The organism is Metabacillus niabensis (assembly GCF_020524345.1).
Taxonomy (GTDB): domain Bacteria; phylum Bacillota; class Bacilli; order Bacillales; family Bacillaceae; genus Metabacillus; species Metabacillus niabensis_B.
The window spans coordinates 96266-114339 of sequence record NZ_JAIVLH010000002.1 but is presented as its reverse complement, the minus strand read 5'-3'; the positions used below and the strand labels follow the sequence as shown (position 1 = coordinate 114339).

General features: G+C 35.1%; 21 protein-coding genes. 6 read left to right on the top strand and 15 right to left on the bottom strand.

The features are described from left to right. Positions 1 to 85 precede the first annotated feature (85 nt). Positions 86 to 1705, bottom strand: coding sequence for an ABC1 kinase family protein (locus tag LC095_RS03505; protein WP_226526838.1), 1620 nt, complete (start codon positions 1703 to 1705; stop codon positions 86 to 88). 220 nt (positions 1706 to 1925) lie between these two features. Here LC095_RS03505 and LC095_RS03500 point away from each other — a divergent pair, with 220 nt between their 5' ends. Continuing rightward, complete coding sequence (locus LC095_RS03500; protein WP_226526837.1) at positions 1926 to 2267, top strand: hypothetical protein; 342 nt, start codon at positions 1926 to 1928, stop codon at positions 2265 to 2267. 201 nt (positions 2268 to 2468) lie between these two features. Here the strand turns inward: LC095_RS03500 and parC are convergent, their stop codons facing one another. The 3 genes from parC to LC095_RS03485 form a co-directional block, all read right to left on the bottom strand. Next, positions 2469 to 4907, bottom strand: a complete 2439-nt coding sequence (parC, locus tag LC095_RS03495) for a DNA topoisomerase IV subunit A (RefSeq protein ID WP_226526836.1) — start codon at positions 4905 to 4907, stop codon at positions 2469 to 2471. Between the two features lie 3 nt (positions 4908 to 4910). Continuing rightward, positions 4911 to 6878, bottom strand: coding sequence for a DNA topoisomerase IV subunit B (parE, locus tag LC095_RS03490; RefSeq protein WP_226526835.1), 1968 nt, complete (start codon positions 6876 to 6878; stop codon positions 4911 to 4913). A gap of 267 nt (positions 6879 to 7145) precedes the next feature. After that, on the bottom strand, positions 7146 to 7559 hold the full coding sequence (locus LC095_RS03485; protein WP_226526834.1) for a CoA-binding protein: 414 nt from the start codon (positions 7557 to 7559) through the stop codon (positions 7146 to 7148). A gap of 239 nt (positions 7560 to 7798) precedes the next feature. Here LC095_RS03485 and plsY point away from each other — a divergent pair, with 239 nt between their 5' ends. Together plsY and LC095_RS03475 are read left to right on the top strand one after the other, a co-directional pair. Further along, positions 7799 to 8383, top strand: a complete 585-nt coding sequence (gene plsY / locus LC095_RS03480; protein ID WP_226526833.1) for a glycerol-3-phosphate 1-O-acyltransferase PlsY — start codon at positions 7799 to 7801, stop codon at positions 8381 to 8383. A 140-nt stretch (positions 8384 to 8523) separates the two neighbouring features. Next, positions 8524 to 8811 (top strand): HesB/YadR/YfhF family protein, encoded by a 288-nt coding sequence (locus tag LC095_RS03475; protein ID WP_078434115.1) that lies wholly within the window; start codon positions 8524 to 8526, stop codon positions 8809 to 8811. An 82-nt stretch (positions 8812 to 8893) separates the two neighbouring features. On the opposite strand, the gene LC095_RS03470 is transcribed toward LC095_RS03475, so the two are convergent. The 8 genes from LC095_RS03470 to acnA all read right to left on the bottom strand — a co-directional run bounded on the left by LC095_RS03470 (position 8894) and on the right by acnA (position 14521). Continuing rightward, positions 8894 to 9202, bottom strand: coding sequence for a hypothetical protein (locus tag LC095_RS03470; protein ID WP_226526832.1), 309 nt, complete (start codon positions 9200 to 9202; stop codon positions 8894 to 8896). Beyond that, complete coding sequence (locus tag LC095_RS03465) at positions 9203 to 9619, bottom strand: acyl-CoA thioesterase (RefSeq protein WP_226526831.1); 417 nt, start codon at positions 9617 to 9619, stop codon at positions 9203 to 9205. A gap of 178 nt (positions 9620 to 9797) precedes the next feature. Continuing rightward, complete coding sequence (gene tlp / locus LC095_RS03460) at positions 9798 to 10043, bottom strand: small acid-soluble spore protein Tlp (protein ID WP_226526830.1); 246 nt, start codon at positions 10041 to 10043, stop codon at positions 9798 to 9800. Positions 10044 to 10166: 123 nt separating this feature from the next. Continuing rightward, positions 10167 to 10310, bottom strand: coding sequence for an acid-soluble spore protein N (locus LC095_RS03455; RefSeq protein ID WP_026561650.1), 144 nt, complete (start codon positions 10308 to 10310; stop codon positions 10167 to 10169). A 63-nt stretch (positions 10311 to 10373) separates the two neighbouring features. Then, a complete protein-coding gene (locus LC095_RS03450; RefSeq protein WP_226526829.1) occupies positions 10374 to 10511 on the bottom strand; it encodes an FbpB family small basic protein in 138 nt (45 codons plus the stop codon). A 129-nt stretch (positions 10512 to 10640) separates the two neighbouring features. After that, the gene (locus LC095_RS03445) at positions 10641 to 11150 is read right to left on the bottom strand and encodes a TlpA family protein disulfide reductase (RefSeq protein WP_226526828.1); all 510 of its coding nucleotides are present in this window, start codon (positions 11148 to 11150) and stop codon (positions 10641 to 10643) included. A gap of 11 nt (positions 11151 to 11161) precedes the next feature. Next, positions 11162 to 11572 (bottom strand): hypothetical protein, encoded by a 411-nt coding sequence (locus LC095_RS03440; RefSeq protein WP_226526827.1) that lies wholly within the window; start codon positions 11570 to 11572, stop codon positions 11162 to 11164. A 222-nt stretch (positions 11573 to 11794) separates the two neighbouring features. After that, positions 11795 to 14521, bottom strand: coding sequence for an aconitate hydratase AcnA (gene acnA / locus LC095_RS03435; RefSeq protein WP_226526826.1), 2727 nt, complete (start codon positions 14519 to 14521; stop codon positions 11795 to 11797). Between the two features lie 315 nt (positions 14522 to 14836). Between acnA and sspO the strand changes: the two genes are divergently transcribed. Then, positions 14837 to 14986: a small acid-soluble spore protein O gene (gene sspO, locus LC095_RS03430; protein ID WP_226526825.1), complete on the top strand. Its 150-nt coding sequence runs from the start codon at positions 14837 to 14839 to the stop codon at positions 14984 to 14986. 49 nt (positions 14987 to 15035) lie between these two features. Here sspO and LC095_RS03425 read toward each other — a convergent pair whose 3' ends face one another. Further along, positions 15036 to 15296 (bottom strand): hypothetical protein, encoded by a 261-nt coding sequence (locus tag LC095_RS03425; RefSeq protein ID WP_226526824.1) that lies wholly within the window; start codon positions 15294 to 15296, stop codon positions 15036 to 15038. 132 nt (positions 15297 to 15428) lie between these two features. Here LC095_RS03425 and LC095_RS03420 point away from each other — a divergent pair, with 132 nt between their 5' ends. Both LC095_RS03420 and LC095_RS03415 read left to right on the top strand, forming a co-directional pair. Then, positions 15429 to 15575 (top strand): small acid-soluble spore protein P, encoded by a 147-nt coding sequence (locus tag LC095_RS03420; RefSeq protein WP_078434125.1) that lies wholly within the window; start codon positions 15429 to 15431, stop codon positions 15573 to 15575. A 153-nt stretch (positions 15576 to 15728) separates the two neighbouring features. After that, positions 15729 to 16121: an Hsp20/alpha crystallin family protein gene (locus LC095_RS03415; protein WP_226526823.1), complete on the top strand. Its 393-nt coding sequence runs from the start codon at positions 15729 to 15731 to the stop codon at positions 16119 to 16121. 274 nt (positions 16122 to 16395) lie between these two features. Here the strand turns inward: LC095_RS03415 and LC095_RS03410 are convergent, their stop codons facing one another. Both LC095_RS03410 and LC095_RS03405 read right to left on the bottom strand, forming a co-directional pair. After that, positions 16396 to 16614, bottom strand: coding sequence for a hypothetical protein (locus LC095_RS03410; protein ID WP_226526822.1), 219 nt, complete (start codon positions 16612 to 16614; stop codon positions 16396 to 16398). A 28-nt stretch (positions 16615 to 16642) separates the two neighbouring features. Beyond that, a complete protein-coding gene (locus LC095_RS03405; protein ID WP_226526821.1) occupies positions 16643 to 18061 on the bottom strand; it encodes a PAS domain S-box protein in 1419 nt (472 codons plus the stop codon). Between the last annotated feature and the right edge of the window lie 13 nt (positions 18062 to 18074).

The following is an 18074-nucleotide window of genomic DNA, read 5'->3' as shown; positions in this document are numbered from 1 at the left end:
TTTACAATCAAATTTCTATACCAATGTCTAAGCAAATAAAAAAAAGGCTAAACTTTATCATAATAAGTTTAGCCTTTTTTCATATTTACCGTTCTTCTTGCATATATTTCATCCACTTTTTTAATCTAAATCCACAAATACCATACCCTATTGCTGAAAGAATCGTTAAACCACCAGATAACTGCCATAACAAATCCTTTGAAGAAACTATACTATAACCAACCCCAATAAGACCAATTAAAGCAAGTTGAAAGCATCGTTTCTTATTATTTTCAATAATGGTAAATTGAAAAAGTCTTCTTTGTTCCATTTCTTTTACCATCTCGTACTTTTTAGGAGCTTCGAGAAAATCAGTAACAGAATGAATGATTTTAAATAATGGTTGAGATTTTGCCCATTGCCATAAAAAAGACCATTTATTATTTCCTTGTGACTGTAACCATTTCATAAAAACGGGTTTACCCAGCTCTATCAATTCTTGATCCGGAACCAAGTTTCGTATATTACTTTCAATAGTGACAACAGCTCGTCCTAAAAATACAAACCTAGTTGGAACTTGAATCGGTAATGCTTTTATAAGATCATTCATTTCAAGTTTTAATTTGAGTAGGTCGGCTTCCTTAAGTTGTGATGGATCAAAGGATACAAGCTCTTCCATCAATTTTTCCATCATTCGGGAATTGTCCTGGGAATGTAGAAATTCTAAATGATATAAACATTCTACTGCTTTTGTATAATCTTTTGCTAGTATACTACCGATTAGAGTTTGAAAGTAAGTAGCATCCTTTTTTGAAATTTCCCCGACCATCCCTAAATCTAACATAATTACTTTTCCTTCTGATGAAAAAAGAATGTTCCCTGGGTGAGGATCAGCATGAAACAAACCGGGTTCTAACCATTGTGGAAGAAAAGCACTAATTAACCGTTTTGCCAGCTCATCCCTGCTAAATGGTAACTGATTAAGTTGATGTTCATCCGAAATCCTTATTCCCTCAACCCATTCCATGACAAGGATCTTTGATGTACAAAGATCTTTATAAACGGACGGGATCTGCACGATATCAGAGGACGACTTATAACGCTCCTTAAAATATATAAGTGATTTCATTTCCAATTGAAAATCAAGTTCTTGTTCAATCACATGCTTTAATTCTTTGAACAACACGTTAAATTGAATAAATCCTTTTGGGACGGGCACAAAGTGATCAGCAAACCAAATGATGATTCTTAAAGTACGAAAGTCAGTTTGAATAATGGATTGAATGTGAGGTCGCTGTACTTTAATCGCAACCGTTGTTCCATTCTTCAATACTCCTTTATATACCTCTCCAATTGACGCGGAAGCGATCGAATGTTGATCAATTGATTGTAAATGGTAGTCTAGACTTTCACCCCATTCATTTTCCAATTGTTTTTTAATCTCATCCCAGTTTGAAGGAGGGACCTTATCGGTTAAATCTTGAATTTGACTGATAAAAGCATGTGGAAGCAAATCTGAACGAATACTCAATATTTGCCCAATTTTGATTAGGAGGCCCTCTAACTCAAATAATGTTTTTCGAAACTTCTTACCAATCTCAAGCCATAATTTTTCCCACTCAGAATCAGACTTTTTCCTTAATTTATACAAGTAGATTTTAAGAAATATCGAGAAAAATAATGATAAAACTTTGTAGATTCTTTTCCATTTACTTTTCACTGCCATCACAATACCTCTTTTAGTTTTAATGACAAACGGCTAGGTAACTCTTTATCAATTTTTATTTAAATTATACCATTTTTTACTAATTTGTACCCTTAGTTTATCTATTAAAGGATGATAACCTTTTCAAAAGAAATTAACTTTTGAATTCAAAACAAATGTCTTTTCAAATTGCTAAAAAAGGATTAAGATTAGTCTATGAATTGGCAAAGGGGTGAGATCATTGAGACATCGTTTGCTATTTAAATCATTATTTTTGTTATTGATCTTCATAACTAGCATACATCTCGTTTCAATGTCGCAAGTACATCATCCTATTAGTCTAGGCAAAGTCATAGCCGTAGAAAATGAAGCAGCAACTGGATATACTTTACTTGAAGAAGATCAAAAACATTTTGATTTATATGGCATTTTACCGGAAATTGCATACACAGTACTAATCGCAATAGCATTATTGCTTTATAGCTACTTTACTACCTGGAATCAACGAATAAGGCAATTTTTGTATGCTGTTTATTTTCAATCATCTTATTTTTCTAAAGATCGTTTATATCAATCTTCCTAAATAAAATTAGTTTAAAAATTGGAGGTTATATAAATGATGTTTATTTTAAGAATGTTACCGATCGTGTTGTTTTCAGTTACAGCCTTAAGTCTTTTTACGTACCAAGGTATTGAAATTGTTCACGCATTTACAGACTATTTTCAAAAAAAATAATGAAAATAAGGGCTGATCCATTGCTTCACGGATCAGCCCTTTTGACTTTTATTTACCTGTTTCCTCTTTCACTTCTATCCATGTTTCCTTTACAGACCCTGCATCTTGTTCATCAATCACAAACGAACCGTTACTATATCGATCATTCGCTCTTAATGTAGAGACATCAACACTTTCAATAACACCTTTTTCTGATTCAAGGAAAAATTCTTCATTTTGATAAACAATCTCAGCACCAACAATTCGGTGTGGATTATTTTTAAGTTCTCTTAACATGATAAGTCCACGTTTTGCTCTTGAAGACTTTTCAAAGTCATTTAAGGACATTTTTTTCACTGCTCCTCTTTGGGTGGCAATGACTAAAAAGGCCTTCGTATCCGGTTTTAACACATTTCCACTTACAACATAATCATCCTGCTTTAAGTTAATACCTTTTACACCTGCAGCACGAGGTCCAACGATATTCACTTCTTCTTCTGCAAACCATAATCCATAACCAAGATGTGTGACTAAGAAAAGATCTTCCTTGCCTGATGTCAGATAAACATCAACCAGGATATCATCACCCTTAAGATTTACAGCAACAAGAGGTTTAGAATACCTCTGTGCTTTATATACGCTAAGCTCAGATTTTTTCACCATCCCTGATTTTGTCACAAACGTAACAAAGAATGGTTCCTCAAAGTTTTTAATTGGGATGGCCTTGATAATTTCTTCATCTCGTTCAATTGGAATAATATTCGCAATATGTTGTCCAAGGTCCTTCCATCGTATATCAGGCAGTTCGTGTACCGGACAGTACAGGTAATTCCCTTTATTTGTAAACAACAGCACAACATCTGTTGTATTAATGTCAATTTTAGAAAGTAAACGATCTTTTTCTTTCATACCAAAATCCTGACCATTTGATGCTGCATAAGATCTTTGGCTTGTTCGTTTTACATAACCGTCTTTAGTAACGGTTACGATCACATCTTCAGATGCAACCATGACTTCAAGGTTTATCTTTATTTCTTCAATTTCTGCTTCAATGACCGAGCGACGATCATCAGCGTATGTTTTCTTCACTCTTTTCAGATCATTTTTAATGACTTTAAGAAGTACTTTCTCATCATTAAGAATATTAATTAATTCTTGAATTTTTTTAGCCAGCTCTTCTGCTTCATTTCTTAACGCTGTTATATCTGTATTTGTTAAACGATACAGCTGTAATGAAACGATTGCTTCTGCTTGTGGTTCTGAAAATTGATATTTCTTAATTAAATTATCCTTTGCATCTCTTTTATCCTTTGAAGCACGGATTGTCGCAATCACTTCATCTAAGATAGATAAAGCCTTAATTAGCCCTTCAACAATATGCTGTCTTTCTTGTGCTTTGCGCAGCTCATATTTTGAGCGATTTGTCACAACTTCCTTCTGATGACCGATATAGGCATCAAGAATGGAAGGTAGACTCATCAACATTGGACGGCGATTATGGATTGCAACCATATTGAAGTTATAAGTTATTTGCAAATCACTGTTTTTATATAAGTAATTAAGAACTCCAGCCGCATTGCCATCCTTTTTTAACTCAATGACAATTCGTAACCCGGTACGATCTGTCTCATCACGTACTTCGGCAATCCCTTCAACCTTACGTTCAATTCTAAATTCATCAATTCGCTTAACTAGGTTTGCTTTATTCACTTCAAATGGAATTTCAGTAATCGTAATTTGCTGTTTTCCACCGCGAATCTCTTCTATTTCCGCTTTACCACGAACAATGATTTTTCCTTTACCTGTTTCATAGGCCTTCTTTATCCCATCAACACCTTGAATAATCCCACCAGTTGGAAAATCCGGACCTTGAATAACCGTCATTAATTCATCAACTGTACATTCAGGTTTATCCATTCGTTTGATGACAGCATCAATTACTTCACCTAAATGATGTGGGGGGATATCAGTTGCATAACCAGCAGATATTCCCGTCGAACCATTGACTAATAGATTTGGAAACATAGCTGGAAGAACTAAAGGTTCCTTGCTTGTATCATCAAAGTTTGGAACAAATTCAACTGTTTCCTTTTCTATGTCACGTAACAATTCTGAAGCAATCGCTGATAATCTTGCTTCTGTATAACGCATTGCAGCAGGTGGATCACCATCAATGCTCCCATTATTTCCATGCATTTGAATCTGTAAATTTCTTACTTTCCAGTCCTGGCTCATCCGAACCATGGCTTCATAAACAGATGAATCACCATGTGGATGGTAATTACCAATAACATTCCCAACTGTTTTGGCTGATTTACGATAGTTCTTATCATTTGTATTCCCGTCAACATGCATTGCATATAATATTCTTCGTTGTACAGGCTTTAATCCATCACGCGCATCTGGTAATGCACGATCTTGAATAATGTACTTACTATAACGTCCAAAACGGTCACCAAGCACATCTTCAAGAGGTAAATCGCGATATACTTCTACTGAATTGCTCATTGCCTATACCTCCTCTGCGACCGATAAATGCTCATTTTCTAATATATTTGTTTCTTCATCAAGACCGAATGCTACATTGCTTTCAATCCATTTTCTACGTGGCTCAACTTTATCACCCATAAGTGTAGTGACTCGCCTTTCAGCACGAGCTGCATCATCAATTTTGACACGAATAAGCGTTCTTGATTCCGGGTTCATTGTTGTTTCCCAAAGCTGATCTGCATTCATTTCACCAAGACCTTTATAACGTTGAATCATATACCCTTTTCCTACCTTAGAGATGGCATCATTTAGCTCATCATCAGACCATGCGTACTCAATAACTTCCTTTTTTCCTGAACCTTTACTTACCTTATATAAAGGCGGCAAGGCAATAAATACTTTTCCGTTTTCAATTAACGGTTTCATATAGCGATAGAAGAATGTTAATAACAGTACTTGAATATGAGCACCATCTGTATCTGCATCAGTCATAATAATGACTTTATCATAATTTATATCTTCTACAGTAAACTCTGCTCCAACACCTGCTCCAATTGCATGAATAATTGTATTTATTTCTTCATTCTTAAAAATATCTGCTAATTTAGCCTTTTCTGTATTGATAACTTTCCCTCTTAAGGGAAGTACTGCTTGGAACCTTCTGTCCCTACCTTGTTTTGCAGAACCTCCTGCAGAATCACCCTCAACAAGGTATAGTTCATTTTTTAATGGATTACGTGATTGGGCAGGTGTAAGTTTACCGCTCAATGTCGTTTCTGAACGCTTTCGCTTTTTGCCGCTTCGTGCTTCCTCACGTGCTTTTCTGGCAGCCTCTCTAGCTTGAAACGCTTTTATTGCTTTTTTTACAAGAAGTGTACCAGCGTCAGGGTTTTCTTCTAAAAAGTAAGAAAGGTTTTCAGAAACAATGGCATCAACTGCTGATCTTGCTTCACTTGTCCCAAGCTTACCTTTCGTCTGACCTTCAAACTGTAAAAGCTCTTCAGGAATTCTTACTGATACAATCGCTGATAAACCTTCACGAATATCAGAACCCTCTAAATTTTTATCCTTCTCTTTTAGTAATCCTGTTTTTCTTGCATATTCATTAAAAGCTCTTGTCATCGCAGTTTTAGATCCTGCTTCATGGGTTCCGCCATCTTTTGTCCGAACATTATTAACGAATGACAAAATATTTTCCGAATACCCATCATTGAATTGAAAAGCAAAATCAACTTCAATGCCATTTTGCTCACCTTCGAATGAAACCACCGGGTGTAGGGCATCTTTTTCTTCATTTAAATAAGTGACAAATGCTTCAATTCCGGTTTCGTAATGGTATACCTCTGATTGATCATGTCGCTCATCAATTAATTCAATTTTAAACCCTTTCAAAAGAAAAGCAGACTCACGAAGACGTTCGCTTAATGTTTCAAAGTTATAAGTTGTTGTACTAAACATAGTTGGATCAGGTTTAAAATGAATTTTTGTACCTGTTTTGTTCGTTTTTCCTTTTTTCTCTAAAGTTGTCACAGGCTTTCCGCCGTTTTCAAAGCGTTGTTCATAAATAAACCCATCACGTTGAATAGTGACAACAAGCCATTCTGAGAGGGCATTAACAACTGATGCCCCTACTCCATGTAAACCGCCACTTGTTTTATATCCACCTTGCCCGAACTTTCCGCCTGCATGAAGAACCGTTAAGATGACTTCAGGTGTTGGTTTTCCAAGTTTGTGCATACCAATCGGCATACCTCTACCTTTATCTTGAACAGAAATACTGTTATCTTTATGTATTTTGACTATTATATGATCTCCATGACCTGCTAAAGCCTCGTCCACAGAGTTATCAACGATTTCGTAAACGAGATGATGCAAGCCCCGGCTATCTGTACTACCAATGTACATACCAGGTCGTTTTCTTACAGCCTCAAGACCTTCGAGGACCTGAATCGCATCATCATTATAATCAAACTGTTGCTTCTTTCCCAAGCGACTAAACCCCTTTCAGTGACAAACAATTAAATCTTTTTCACAATAGAACGCATGTTTTAGTATTTTATACAATAATTTGCAGATCGACAACCCCCACAAATGAAGAGAAAATCAAGTAAAAGTTTTCTACCATTATTATCTTACCACTTACCTTATATCCATGCTTTATTGTATATGGTAATTTGGTTTTAGGAAACATTATTCGCATAATAAAATAAAAATCCTTGTTTTTACAAGGATTTTCTTCAAAAAAGAACAAATAAATTACTTTGTCATAGCATGCTCAACCTTAATACAACGATTCATGATAACGGTTTTATGATTGTCTTTCAGCAATTGATAGGCTTCTTCATTTTCTAACCCGAGCTGTGCCCAGTATACATCTGCATCAATTTTCAAAAATTCCTGAGCAACTTCCAACAAATGTTCTGAGCGGCGAAACACATTCACAATATCAACATGGCCTTTTATATCACTTAATGAAGCTACTGCCTTTTGACCTAATACTTCATCTACAGTAGGATTTACAGGAATAATCTCATATCCTGCATTCTGCATCGCCTTACTTACCATATATGATGTACGCTCTGGATTATTAGACAAACCGACTACCGCTATCGTTTTACTAGTCTTTAAAATTTGGCCAATTTCTTCTCTTGATGGATTTTCAATCGACATTTTACCCATCTCCTTTTCCTCTATCATAACAGTATGGAAGCTTGGCAAACAATGATTTTGCCTTCGACAACAAGGAGTTTTGCTTCCTTTTGTATGGAATTGAAACTTAACTCTTATACTATATACAATGTTTGAATATTACTTATAACATGAGAGTTTTTATCTTTTTTTATTCTCTCATAGTGTTTTTATCAATTATCATGATAGAATATAAAAAGAATATGCAAAGGAGTACATATATGATTGAAGCCATTATTTTTATTTTAGCTTATTTATTAGGTTCCATTCCATCCGGCCTTATAGTAGGCAAGCTGGGGTATGGAATTGACATACGTGAACACGGGAGCGGGAATTTAGGTGGAACGAATACGTTTCGTACATTAGGTATAAAAGCGGGATTACTTGTCACAAGTGCAGATATATTAAAAGGAACGCTTGCTGCTGCTTTACCTTTATTATTCGGACTAGACCACTTGCATCAGTTATTAGTTGGAATTTTTGCCGTTATCGGCCATACTTATCCGATTTTCGCAAAATTTAGAGGTGGAAAAGCAGTTGCCACTTCTGGCGGTGTACTTTTATGTTATGTACCGTTATTATTTATAACGATGTTGGCCTTCTTTTTTATCGTTCTTTATATCTCAAAATATGTTTCCCTTTCATCTATGATGGCAGGAGTTTATGGAATCATTTACAGCTTATTTACAAAAGATATTCCACTTATCATTGTCATAACGTTGTTAACTGGATTTGTTGTCTATCGCCATCGTGCAAATATTAAACGAATTATCGATAAGACAGAGCCGAAAGTAAAGTGGCTTTAATAAAGAAGATAAGGTAAACAGGATACTATTTCTGTTTTACTACATCTTCTTTTTTATTTTCATAATGTTCATCATTAGCCCTAACAACACATCTATATTATAATTAAGATAAGTTTATAAAACATAAGGAGTGTTCGGATTTGAAAATTACCATTGATAACAAAGCAGCAGATTGGTATATAAATGAATTACAACTTGAAGAGGGTGACACTGTTCAGTTTTTTGTTAGATATGGTGGATGTAGTAATGTACAAAAAGGATTTTCACTTGGAGTTGTAAAGCAAAACCCTGAAGAAATAGGATCCAGTGTAGAAAGTAAAGGAATTACGTTTTTTGTTGAAAACCGAGATTTATGGTATTTTGATCAACATGATTTACATGTTGATTTAGATGAAGATGCTGAAGAACCTGTATTTCAATACCATTAATTGAATGCATTTAAAAGACTTGCTATAAAGTAACAAGAGGGGAAATTTCACGTGTTCTACATCTATGAATTTCCCCCTCTTGTTATGTTTTTTGTATTTTAAACCGTTCAATATGGTCTTCTAAACCGTATTCTTTTAATATAGACATTTGTATGTTTCCCATTAAATCGAAGTGAGGATATTGTTTATAATGATGAATCCATTCCCTCTTTAATCCGTATCGAGATCCCCATTGGGCTAATTTGTCAATATCCTTGCAGCCAACCTTCGTTACACAATGACTATTAGGAAACCGGTCATCTAACCAAAAATGCGTTAAAAATGCGATATGCCCATGATCAATTTCATGTTTCCATCTATGTAATTCCTTTCGGGAAATGCCAAATGCCATTTATTTTTTCGCCTTCTCATAAGCTTCGTGCCACTCTGGGAACATCTTCTTGAATTTAACAGGTCTAAATGTTTCTTTGTTCACACAAACATGACTGGATTTTGCTTGAACAGCAAGGTCACCGCTTGGTGAAAAGATTTCATATCCATACACACTTTTTATCCCATTATATTCTTCAATCCAGGTGTTGATTGTCGCTATTTCACCGTAACGCATTGGCTTTTTGTAAGAAATTTCCAGGTCTATAACTGGTGATATTATTCCCTGCTCTTCCATTCCAGCATAAGAAAACCCCAGATCTTGTATAAGTTTTGTCCTGCCAACTTCCATCCACACTAAGTAATTTGCATGATATACAACACCCATTTGGTCTGTTTCGGCATATCGAACTTCAATCTCAGCTTTAGATATATGCATTCTTTCTTCTCTCCTTGTTTCTGTAATCCTTGTGATCAATACTTCAAACTATGATAACATAAGTTTTTTTGGGGTGCTAAAGAAAGGTACCGGATTGGCGAGACTAAATGGTAAAGCGTAATGCGTAGGCCATTAAGAAGGTATAAAAAATAAACCAGGCTGTAAAAGCCCGGTTTATCTATTGATCATTACGATAGCCATGTTCGCGCGCTTGTGCTTCATCCTTAATTTCATTGCGCATTGCATTGATACTTTCTTCACGGCGAAGGTTTTTAGCTTCAATGCGTTCACGTTCTTCAGCATTAGCAAATGCAATAGAATCCTGCGCTTCTTCAATATTTTCTATTGTGTTTTGTACCATGCTCTGAAGCTTTTCTACGTTATCAGAACGATCATCAGGATTTGGTTTAGTATGTTTTGTCATCGTGTATCCTTCCTCTCATTATGGATTGTCACCTAAAATCAATGAAACAATGTTAGTCTGCATATTTGAAGAAGATTTTAAACACGTTTTTATATGAAATAGTAAGAATTGATTTACCTGAAATTACTCGCCTTTTGTTTGAATCACTTGAGCATGTTTCCCCGATGTATCCTGCATTTGTTTCCCTTTATTATTACCGAAACCACGTGATTTTGTCCCTATATGACTTGGAGTAAAGTGATTCTGTTGATTATTATGATTTGCCATTGTTATCGCCTCCTCAACAAATAGAATACCCTGTGGAAGAGAAACAATAACTAGAAAAGCCTGTTAATATGAATCCAATCTTTTTAGGATACGTTGCTCCCAACGTTCCTCCAATAGATCAAGTGCTTCTCGATCCTGTAATAATTGTTGTTTATTTTCCTTTACTAATTCTTCAAATGATTTTTTTCTCGTCTTTCTCATGTTGCCTTTCACCTCCGACATATTCATTAAAAGCTTACCCAATTTTCTGACATTTAAATCAATTATTTTGAAAAGTAGTGAAATTTAATCTATTGGAAAAATTAAAAACCGAACCTATATTGGCTCGGTTTAAAGATTATTAAGAAATTCATTCATTTGATCATATGTTAACGCTCCAACAAACTTTGTTTGAATAACTCCTTCTTCATCTACAAAATAAGATGTTGGGTATGAAAGCACTTCGAACTGATTATTGATTTGTCCCTTTTTATCTAATAAGACAGGGAAAGTCAACCCTAGTTCACTCACAAATTTATCTACTGTATCTATACTGCTTTCGGAATTGGTGAGGTTTACAGCTAAAACTACTACATCACCATTATGTTCATCCTGAATTTTTTGCATATCAGGCATCTCAGACCGACATGGCGGACACCATGTAGCCCAAAAATTGATTATGACTTTTTTCCCTTTTAAACTTGATAAACTCATGCTGTCACCACTAAGAGTGTCTAATTCAAAATCAGGTGCAGCACTGCCCTCAGACACACCTATTTTTGGAGAATTTGGATTGATTGCAAAATAAATCGCATATCCTACCAGAAAAACTAAAATAGAAATTGCCAAAACCTTTTTCATTTATTTACCTCCTAAAGAAAAGACAACACAACAAACTTGATTAATTGAAATACTACCGTGAAACTCACAATGATTATAATTAACGATTTGATAAATTCCTTAAGCTGTATACTTACTTTTCGCATTTTCCAAATTAAAAACAGGACACCTGCTAAAAATCCAAGGTAAAATCCATCTTTACCACCTGTAAAGAATAACCATCGAGTTGTTAATAAAAGCTGTGGTTCAAATAAAACAATACTGAATTTATATGTAATAAAAAGAACAAACCAAAAGGTAAAATATTCTTCCTTATAAAAAGTCTTTATTTTTGAATGAGGAATAAAAGCATCTAAAATAAAATATGTGGCGATGATTGAACATAGGTAAATCAGCAGGATATATTGGATTGTAAACGGTCCAAGCTGGATGGCATCGTACATACAAAAGGTCCTTTCAAGTAGTAGTACATAGTAGTACTCATACCTCATTTAAGCATGGTTTTATTAAAAGGACAATGGAAACGCATTAGAATTCTCATTTTAGACAAAATGTGAATAAGAGACGTCTTTTTTCGATTCCATTAAGTCAATAGCGAAGGAAATTGGTGACAAGAAGACACAACAAAAAAGGGAACGAATCCAACCCGTTCCCTTTTTACTTATTTATGCTTTTAATTTATCACGCAATACCATTTGAAGGATTCCGCCGTGACGATAGTAGTCAATTTCAACTTCACTATCAAAACGAACTAATACTTCAAATGTTGTTTTGTTTCCAGCTTCATCAGTAGCTGTAACGTTCACGAAATCACGTGGTTTTACTGTTTCATCAATCTCAACTTCAATTGTTTCCTTACCAGTTAAACCTAGTGTTTCTGCACTGTCACCATCTTTAAATTGAAGAGGAAGTACCCCCATTAATACAAGGTTACTACGGTGAATACGCTCGAAGCTTTGAGCAATAACTGTTTTAATTCCAAGAAGGTTTGTACCTTTTGCAGCCCAGTCACGTGAGCTTCCCATTCCGTAATCATTGCCAGCTAATACAACAAGACCAGTTCCATCTTGTTTGTAATCCATGCACGCATCATAGATTGATTTAACTTCACCAGTTGGCCAGTAAGTTGTATAACCACCTTCTGTGCCTGGAGCAATTTGGTTTTTGATACGGATGTTTGCAAACGTACCTCTCATCATAACTTCGTGGTTACCACGACGAGAACCATAAGAGTTAAACTCTCTTGGTGTTACCCCGTTTTCTTGCAGATAACGTCCAGCAGGCGTATCTTTACCAATTGAACCTGCAGGTGAAATATGGTCAGTTGTAACAGAATCACCGAATTTAGCGACAACTCGTAAGTCTTTTAACGTTTCTACTTTACCCGGTTCTGCTTCTAAGCCTTCAAAGAATGGAGGGTTTTGAATGTATGTTGATGACTCGTCCCATACATATAATGCTTCATCAGTTGTTTCAATTTCATTCCAACGAGCATTATCATCAAATACTTGCTCATACTCTTTTCTGAATAACTCAGGAGTTACTGTTTTGTTAACAACTTCATTAATTTCATTTGTAGTTGGCCAAATGTCTTTGAAGAATACATCTTTGCCATCGTTGTCCTTACCTAGTGAATCACTTTGTAAATCAATATCAACAGTACCAGCTAATGCATAAGCAACAACTAGTGGCGGTGAAGCCAAGTAGTTACCTTTTACAAGCGGATGGATACGACCTTCAAAGTTACGGTTACCAGATAATACAGATGTTACTAATAGATCGTTAGCCGCTACTGCTTCTTCGATTTCATCTGCAAGAGGACCTGAGTTTCCGATACAAGTTGTACAACCATACCCTACAAGGTTGAAACCAAGTTGCTCAAGGTGTGGAAGTAATCCTGAGTTTTCAAGGTATCCAGTAACAACCTTAGATCCTGGAGCTAAAGATGTTTTTACGTATTTAGGTACTTCCAAGCCTAGTTCTGTTGCTTTTTTTGCAACAAGACCTGCAGCCACTAGTACGTAAGGGTTAGATGTATTAGTACAACTAGTGATTGCCGCAATAGCAATTGCACCAGTCTTCATGTTCGTTTCATCACCATTTTTAAATTTAACAGTGATTTCTTTGTTAATTTCAGTTGCTTCTAAACCAAAGCCTTGGTTCCCAGCTGGAGCAACTAAATGTTCATGGAATTTATCCTTCATCATTGAAAGCGGAATTAAATCCTGTGGACGCTTTGGACCAGAAAGGTTTGCTTCAATTTCAGTTAGATCAATTTCAACAACTTTTGTAAAGATTGGATCTTCATTTTCAGGTGTGAAGAATAATCCATTTGCTTTACAATATTCTCCAACCACTTGAATTTGTTCTTCATCACGACCTGTTAAGCGCATGTAATTAAGAGCTTCTTCATCTACTGGGAAGAAACCGCAAGTTGCTCCATATTCAGGCGCCATGTTCGCGATAGTCGCACGATCTGCAAGTGGTAATTGTGCTACTCCAGGACCGAAGAACTCAACAAATTTACCAACAACACCTTGTTGACGTAATACTTGAGTTACTTTTAATGCTAAGTCAGTAGCAGTCGTTCCATTTGGTAGCTCACCTGTTAATTTAACCCCGATAACTTCAGGTACAGGGAAATAAGATGGTTGTCCTAGCATTCCAGCTTCCGCCTCGATACCGCCAACACCCCATCCAAGAACACCAATACCATTGATCATTGTTGTATGAGAATCAGTACCAACTAATGAATCAGGAAAAGCCTCAAATTCACCTTCTTCATTTTGTACTGCATGAACAACATTTGCCAAGTACTCTAAGTTTACTTGGTGAACAATACCAGTTGCCGGTGGTACAGCACGGTAGTTATCAAATGATTTTTTTGCCCAGCTTAAAAATTTGTAACGCTCGGCATTACGTTCAAATTCAAGATCCATATTGAATTGAAGTGCGTCAGGAGTTCCGGCTCTATCAACCTGTACAGAGTGGTCAATAACCAGGTCAACTGGAATTTCCGGATTAATTTTATCAGGATCTCCACCCATATCTGCCATTGCTTTACGTAGAGACGCTAAGTCAACAACAGCTGGAACACCTGTGAAGTCTTGTAAAATAACACGTGATGGTTTAAAAGGAACATCAATTTCTTTTAGATCGTTCGTTCCCCATTTTGCTAGGTTTTCAACATGTTCTTTTGTAATAACTCTGCCATCTACTTGGCGCAGAACTGATTCTAAAAGAACCTTTACAGAATATGGCAGACGTGAAACGTTACCAATTCCCGCATCTTCTAGTGCTTGTAATGAATAGTAGTTGTACTTCTTTCCATTTACCGTAAAGTTTTTACGGGCTTGGAAAGCATCTTGTTTCGTAGTCACTTGATTAGTCATAAATTCTCCCCCTTAAAAAGATCAAGGATCGACATGTGTCGAAGGATGTTACCCCATTTTTAATTACTTTTCACAATTTAATCTTAATACAACTAGTAACATAAGTAAATAACAATGATGTTATTGATATGTATAAGGTTTCCTTATGAAAGCGTACTAGTTTTACTTTTCTACTATACCAAATTTTGAAGTAAAAAGGATAAAAAACTTTTCATTTTTTTCTAAATTTTTTCATATATTTAGAAATCATCTCTTTTGGATTGTTTCCTATGAATTGAGACAAGCTAATTTTTAAGGTGGGAGGTGATTGCATAAATGGCTAAACGTAAAGCAAACCACATAAGAATGGGTATGAATGATGCAAGTGCACAGGGTATTGGTACAGGGTATAATGAAGAGTTACAAAATGAACCACTAACGGCTGCTCAAAAGCAGAACAATAAGAAACGCAAAAAAAACCAATAATTAATCTTTAACATGACAAAAAACGACGGCAACCCGTCGTTTTACTTAGTTATTCTGATTGATTTACATCGCGGACAATTTGTTCAAGGTCACGCTGATATTGTTCTAACCGATCCCTCTGTGTTTCAGATGCATTTTCCAAGGCATTATTAATTTGTTGATATGCTTCATTCACTTCTTCTGTTAGGTGTTTCAGTTGATGCCCGTAATCAGCTGAATCTTTAACAATATTATTATAAGCATCAAAGGCTTGTGTGGCTCCTTGTTGGGCTGCTTGGAATGATTGCTGGTTATTTTTATTATACGGCATTATTCATCACTTTCCTTCCCATTTTCTATTAATACCATATATTAGGATGTTCAATCATTAAAAATTTTATTCATTCTTCACATCGCATGTTTTTTCATTTTTGACTCATCCTAATATGTAGGAGGGATGAAAATGACAAACAAAAATACAAGTAAAGATATGCGTAAAAATGCGCCTAAAGGGAACAATCCTGGTCAACCGGAACCATTGGATGGTTCAAAAAAAGTGAAAAATGCAAATCACACTCGTCAAAAGAACAATCAGGGTCATGATATGTAGTGAAGAAAGAGAATGGACAAATTCCATTCTCTTTTTTCTTTCACATTTTCTTCAATTGGGGTAAAGTCTTCACCAATATCAGATTTTTTGAATATTGTAAATGTTAAAGAGATCTAGTTTTATTAGAGAAAATGTCGTTGGGGGTCAATTAAAATGAACAAAAAAAAATGTTCAAATCCTATGGACATTCATGGTATTGAGGAATGGATGTCTCAGTTTTTTACAGATCCATTTACAAGTTTACTAGATGAACAAACATTTCGACTTGATTTATTTGAAACAGGTGATGCTTTTATTGTGGAAGCAGAACTTGGGGAAGCAATTTCCACTGAATTGATCAACATAACTGTGAACAGGGAACATCTCTATATCACCGTCTTAGATGGCAATCAAGAAGAACATGAGAGAAAAAGAACGGTTGTCCTTCCTTTTTCGATTGAAAGGAAAAAAATAACTGCGTCCTTCACTAATGGTATATTAGAAGTTAAAATATCAAAATTCATTTCTTCCAGTCCGCCATCTTCACATATCATCATTAACGGATAGAACAGTAATCGTTTCCATTATTTACTGAACGTATAAAAGACTCTCCGATAATTAAAGGAGAGCCTTCTTACCAAATTTTTTCATCTATCATTTCCCTCGACTTGTCTTTCCTCCTGATTTTGGACACTTATTGATATATGTTTAAGATCTAAATTTCCACATTTCATACATGACTGCTCTTGATCATGTAATAACATACATTTTGAGCAATAATATTTTATCATCAGGAAATTCCCCTTTTTCAATAAATATATGTGAAAAAGGAGTATTTGTTTCATTCTTCAATTAAATGTTCATAACTATTTTGATACACTTTATCTAAAGTATCAATTTTGTAAATATAGAATTCATGGTCTGAATATTCATCAAGTTTATTTACTATTATATATTCATCTCTAGCATTTTTAGCTTTTTCATAAGATGTAAAGATCCCAAGAATATTTGAGCTTTCCCCACATTCAGCACAACCCAGGTCTAAAACGACGTAATACATTGCATTTCACCTCTGATTATTAACTTCATCACATTGGAAGTGTAACAGATACGACGGTTCCTTGACCAACAATTGAATCGATCTCGATTCTTCCCTGATGATTTTCAATAATTTGAAAACTAGTCATCAGGCCAAAGCCTGTTCCTTTTTCCTTGATTGAATAATAAGGTTCACCAATGTTTTTTAGGCGTTCATTTGGAATTCCACGTCCATTATCTTTCACTTTGACTTTGATGATGCCATCGTTAGCAGACAAGTTTATATAAACCGTTCCTTTTTCTTCGAGTGCATCTAACCCATTTTGAATGATTTGATAAAATACCTGCTTAAGCTGATTTTTGTCACCTCTAACAAATGGGTTAGTTGCTACATTTTCATATTTTATTTCTTTATTAACTAAAATGGCTTGTGTATTTAAAAGAGTGATGACTTGATTGATTAATTCATCTATATTGAGTGCTTCATTTTTTTCTTGGTGAGGTCTTGCCATCGTTAGAAACTCTGAAATGATTTCCTCTACCCGATTCAATTCGTCTCGAACAATCTTCATATACTCTTCATTACATTCTTTCGTTTGTGAGAATAACTGGATAAAGCCTTTTATTGATGTTAACGGGTTTCGAATTTCATGTGCCACAGCGGCTGCAAGCTGTCCAACAACTGCCAATTTTTCAGACTTTTGTAATAACTTGTCCTTCTCTAATCTACTTGTAATATCACGGGATATAGATATCAAGCCGGTAATTTCACCAGTTTTTTCATCTGCTATCGAACGAATACTTGATTCCACCCAAATATATGTATGATTTTTATGTTTAAATCGATAAGTGATAAGAATAGGATGATGATTTTCCAGTAAGGACATATGCTTCTTTTGAACATAAGAAATATCTTCAGGATGAATATATTGATATGGAACATCTCCTGTAAGTTCATCAGTGTCATACCCCAGAATTTGAGTAATTGATGGTGAACTGTACAAAAATCTTCCATCTGGTAAATACAAATTGATAATATCTGAAGAGTTATCAGCTAACAACCTATACTTCTGTTCATTATCAGTTAGTACCCTTTCCAGATTTTTTTGTTCCGTTATATCGTATATTTGAGCTAAATAATATTTTTTTTGAGAATCTGGATCTTCAATCGCGGTAACGTTTAAGGATCCCCAAATAATTTCACCAGATTTGTGAAAATACCGTTTTTCCATCTGATAGGATGGACGTTTTCCGATAAAAACTTCCTGATATAACTGCATATCAAGTTGATAATCTTCCGGATGAGATATTTCTTTTAACGTTACTTCATCCCATTCTTCTCTCGAATATCCAATAAATTGAAAAAAGGCATCATTTGCCACATTATCTTTGAAGTTGTATTCAAATATCATTTGAGGAATTCTAGATTGAAAAAAAATTTTTTCTAAAATTGATGATTTTAATTTCATATTGCATCCGACC

Coding starts and splice junctions, on each gene's coding strand:
- LC095_RS03440 (WP_226526827.1), bottom strand. CDS start 11,572: ATGTACGATGCCATCCAGCTTGGACCGTTTACAATCCAATATATCCTG.
- parC (WP_226526836.1), bottom strand. CDS start 4,907: ATGAGCAATTCAGTAGAAGTATATCGCGATTTACCTCTTGAAGATGTG.
- plsY (WP_226526833.1), top strand. CDS start 7,799: ATGATTGAAGCCATTATTTTTATTTTAGCTTATTTATTAGGTTCCATT.
- LC095_RS03410 (WP_226526822.1), bottom strand. CDS start 16,614: ATGTATTACGTCGTTTTAGACCTGGGTTGTGCTGAATGTGGGGAAAGC.
- LC095_RS03450 (WP_226526829.1), bottom strand. CDS start 10,511: ATGAGAAAGACGAGAAAAAAATCATTTGAAGAATTAGTAAAGGAAAAT.
- LC095_RS03425 (WP_226526824.1), bottom strand. CDS start 15,296: ATGCCGTATAATAAAAATAACCAGCAATCATTCCAAGCAGCCCAACAA.
- LC095_RS03445 (WP_226526828.1), bottom strand. CDS start 11,150: ATGAAAAAGGTTTTGGCAATTTCTATTTTAGTTTTTCTGGTAGGATAT.
- LC095_RS03455 (WP_026561650.1), bottom strand. CDS start 10,310: ATGGCAAATCATAATAATCAACAGAATCACTTTACTCCAAGTCATATA.
- LC095_RS03420 (WP_078434125.1), top strand. CDS start 15,429: ATGACAAACAAAAATACAAGTAAAGATATGCGTAAAAATGCGCCTAAA.
- LC095_RS03465 (WP_226526831.1), bottom strand. CDS start 9,619: ATGCATATATCTAAAGCTGAGATTGAAGTTCGATATGCCGAAACAGAC.
- tlp (WP_226526830.1), bottom strand. CDS start 10,043: ATGACAAAACATACTAAACCAAATCCTGATGATCGTTCTGATAACGTA.
- sspO (WP_226526825.1), top strand. CDS start 14,837: ATGGCTAAACGTAAAGCAAACCACATAAGAATGGGTATGAATGATGCA.
- LC095_RS03470 (WP_226526832.1), bottom strand. CDS start 9,202: ATGGCATTTGGCATTTCCCGAAAGGAATTACATAGATGGAAACATGAA.
- LC095_RS03485 (WP_226526834.1), bottom strand. CDS start 7,559: ATGTCGATTGAAAATCCATCAAGAGAAGAAATTGGCCAAATTTTAAAG.
- LC095_RS03405 (WP_226526821.1), bottom strand. CDS start 18,061: ATGAAATTAAAATCATCAATTTTAGAAAAAATTTTTTTTCAATCTAGA.
- LC095_RS03505 (WP_226526838.1), bottom strand. CDS start 1,705: ATGGCAGTGAAAAGTAAATGGAAAAGAATCTACAAAGTTTTATCATTA.
- LC095_RS03415 (WP_226526823.1), top strand. CDS start 15,729: ATGAACAAAAAAAAATGTTCAAATCCTATGGACATTCATGGTATTGAG.
- acnA (WP_226526826.1), bottom strand. CDS start 14,521: ATGACTAATCAAGTGACTACGAAACAAGATGCTTTCCAAGCCCGTAAA.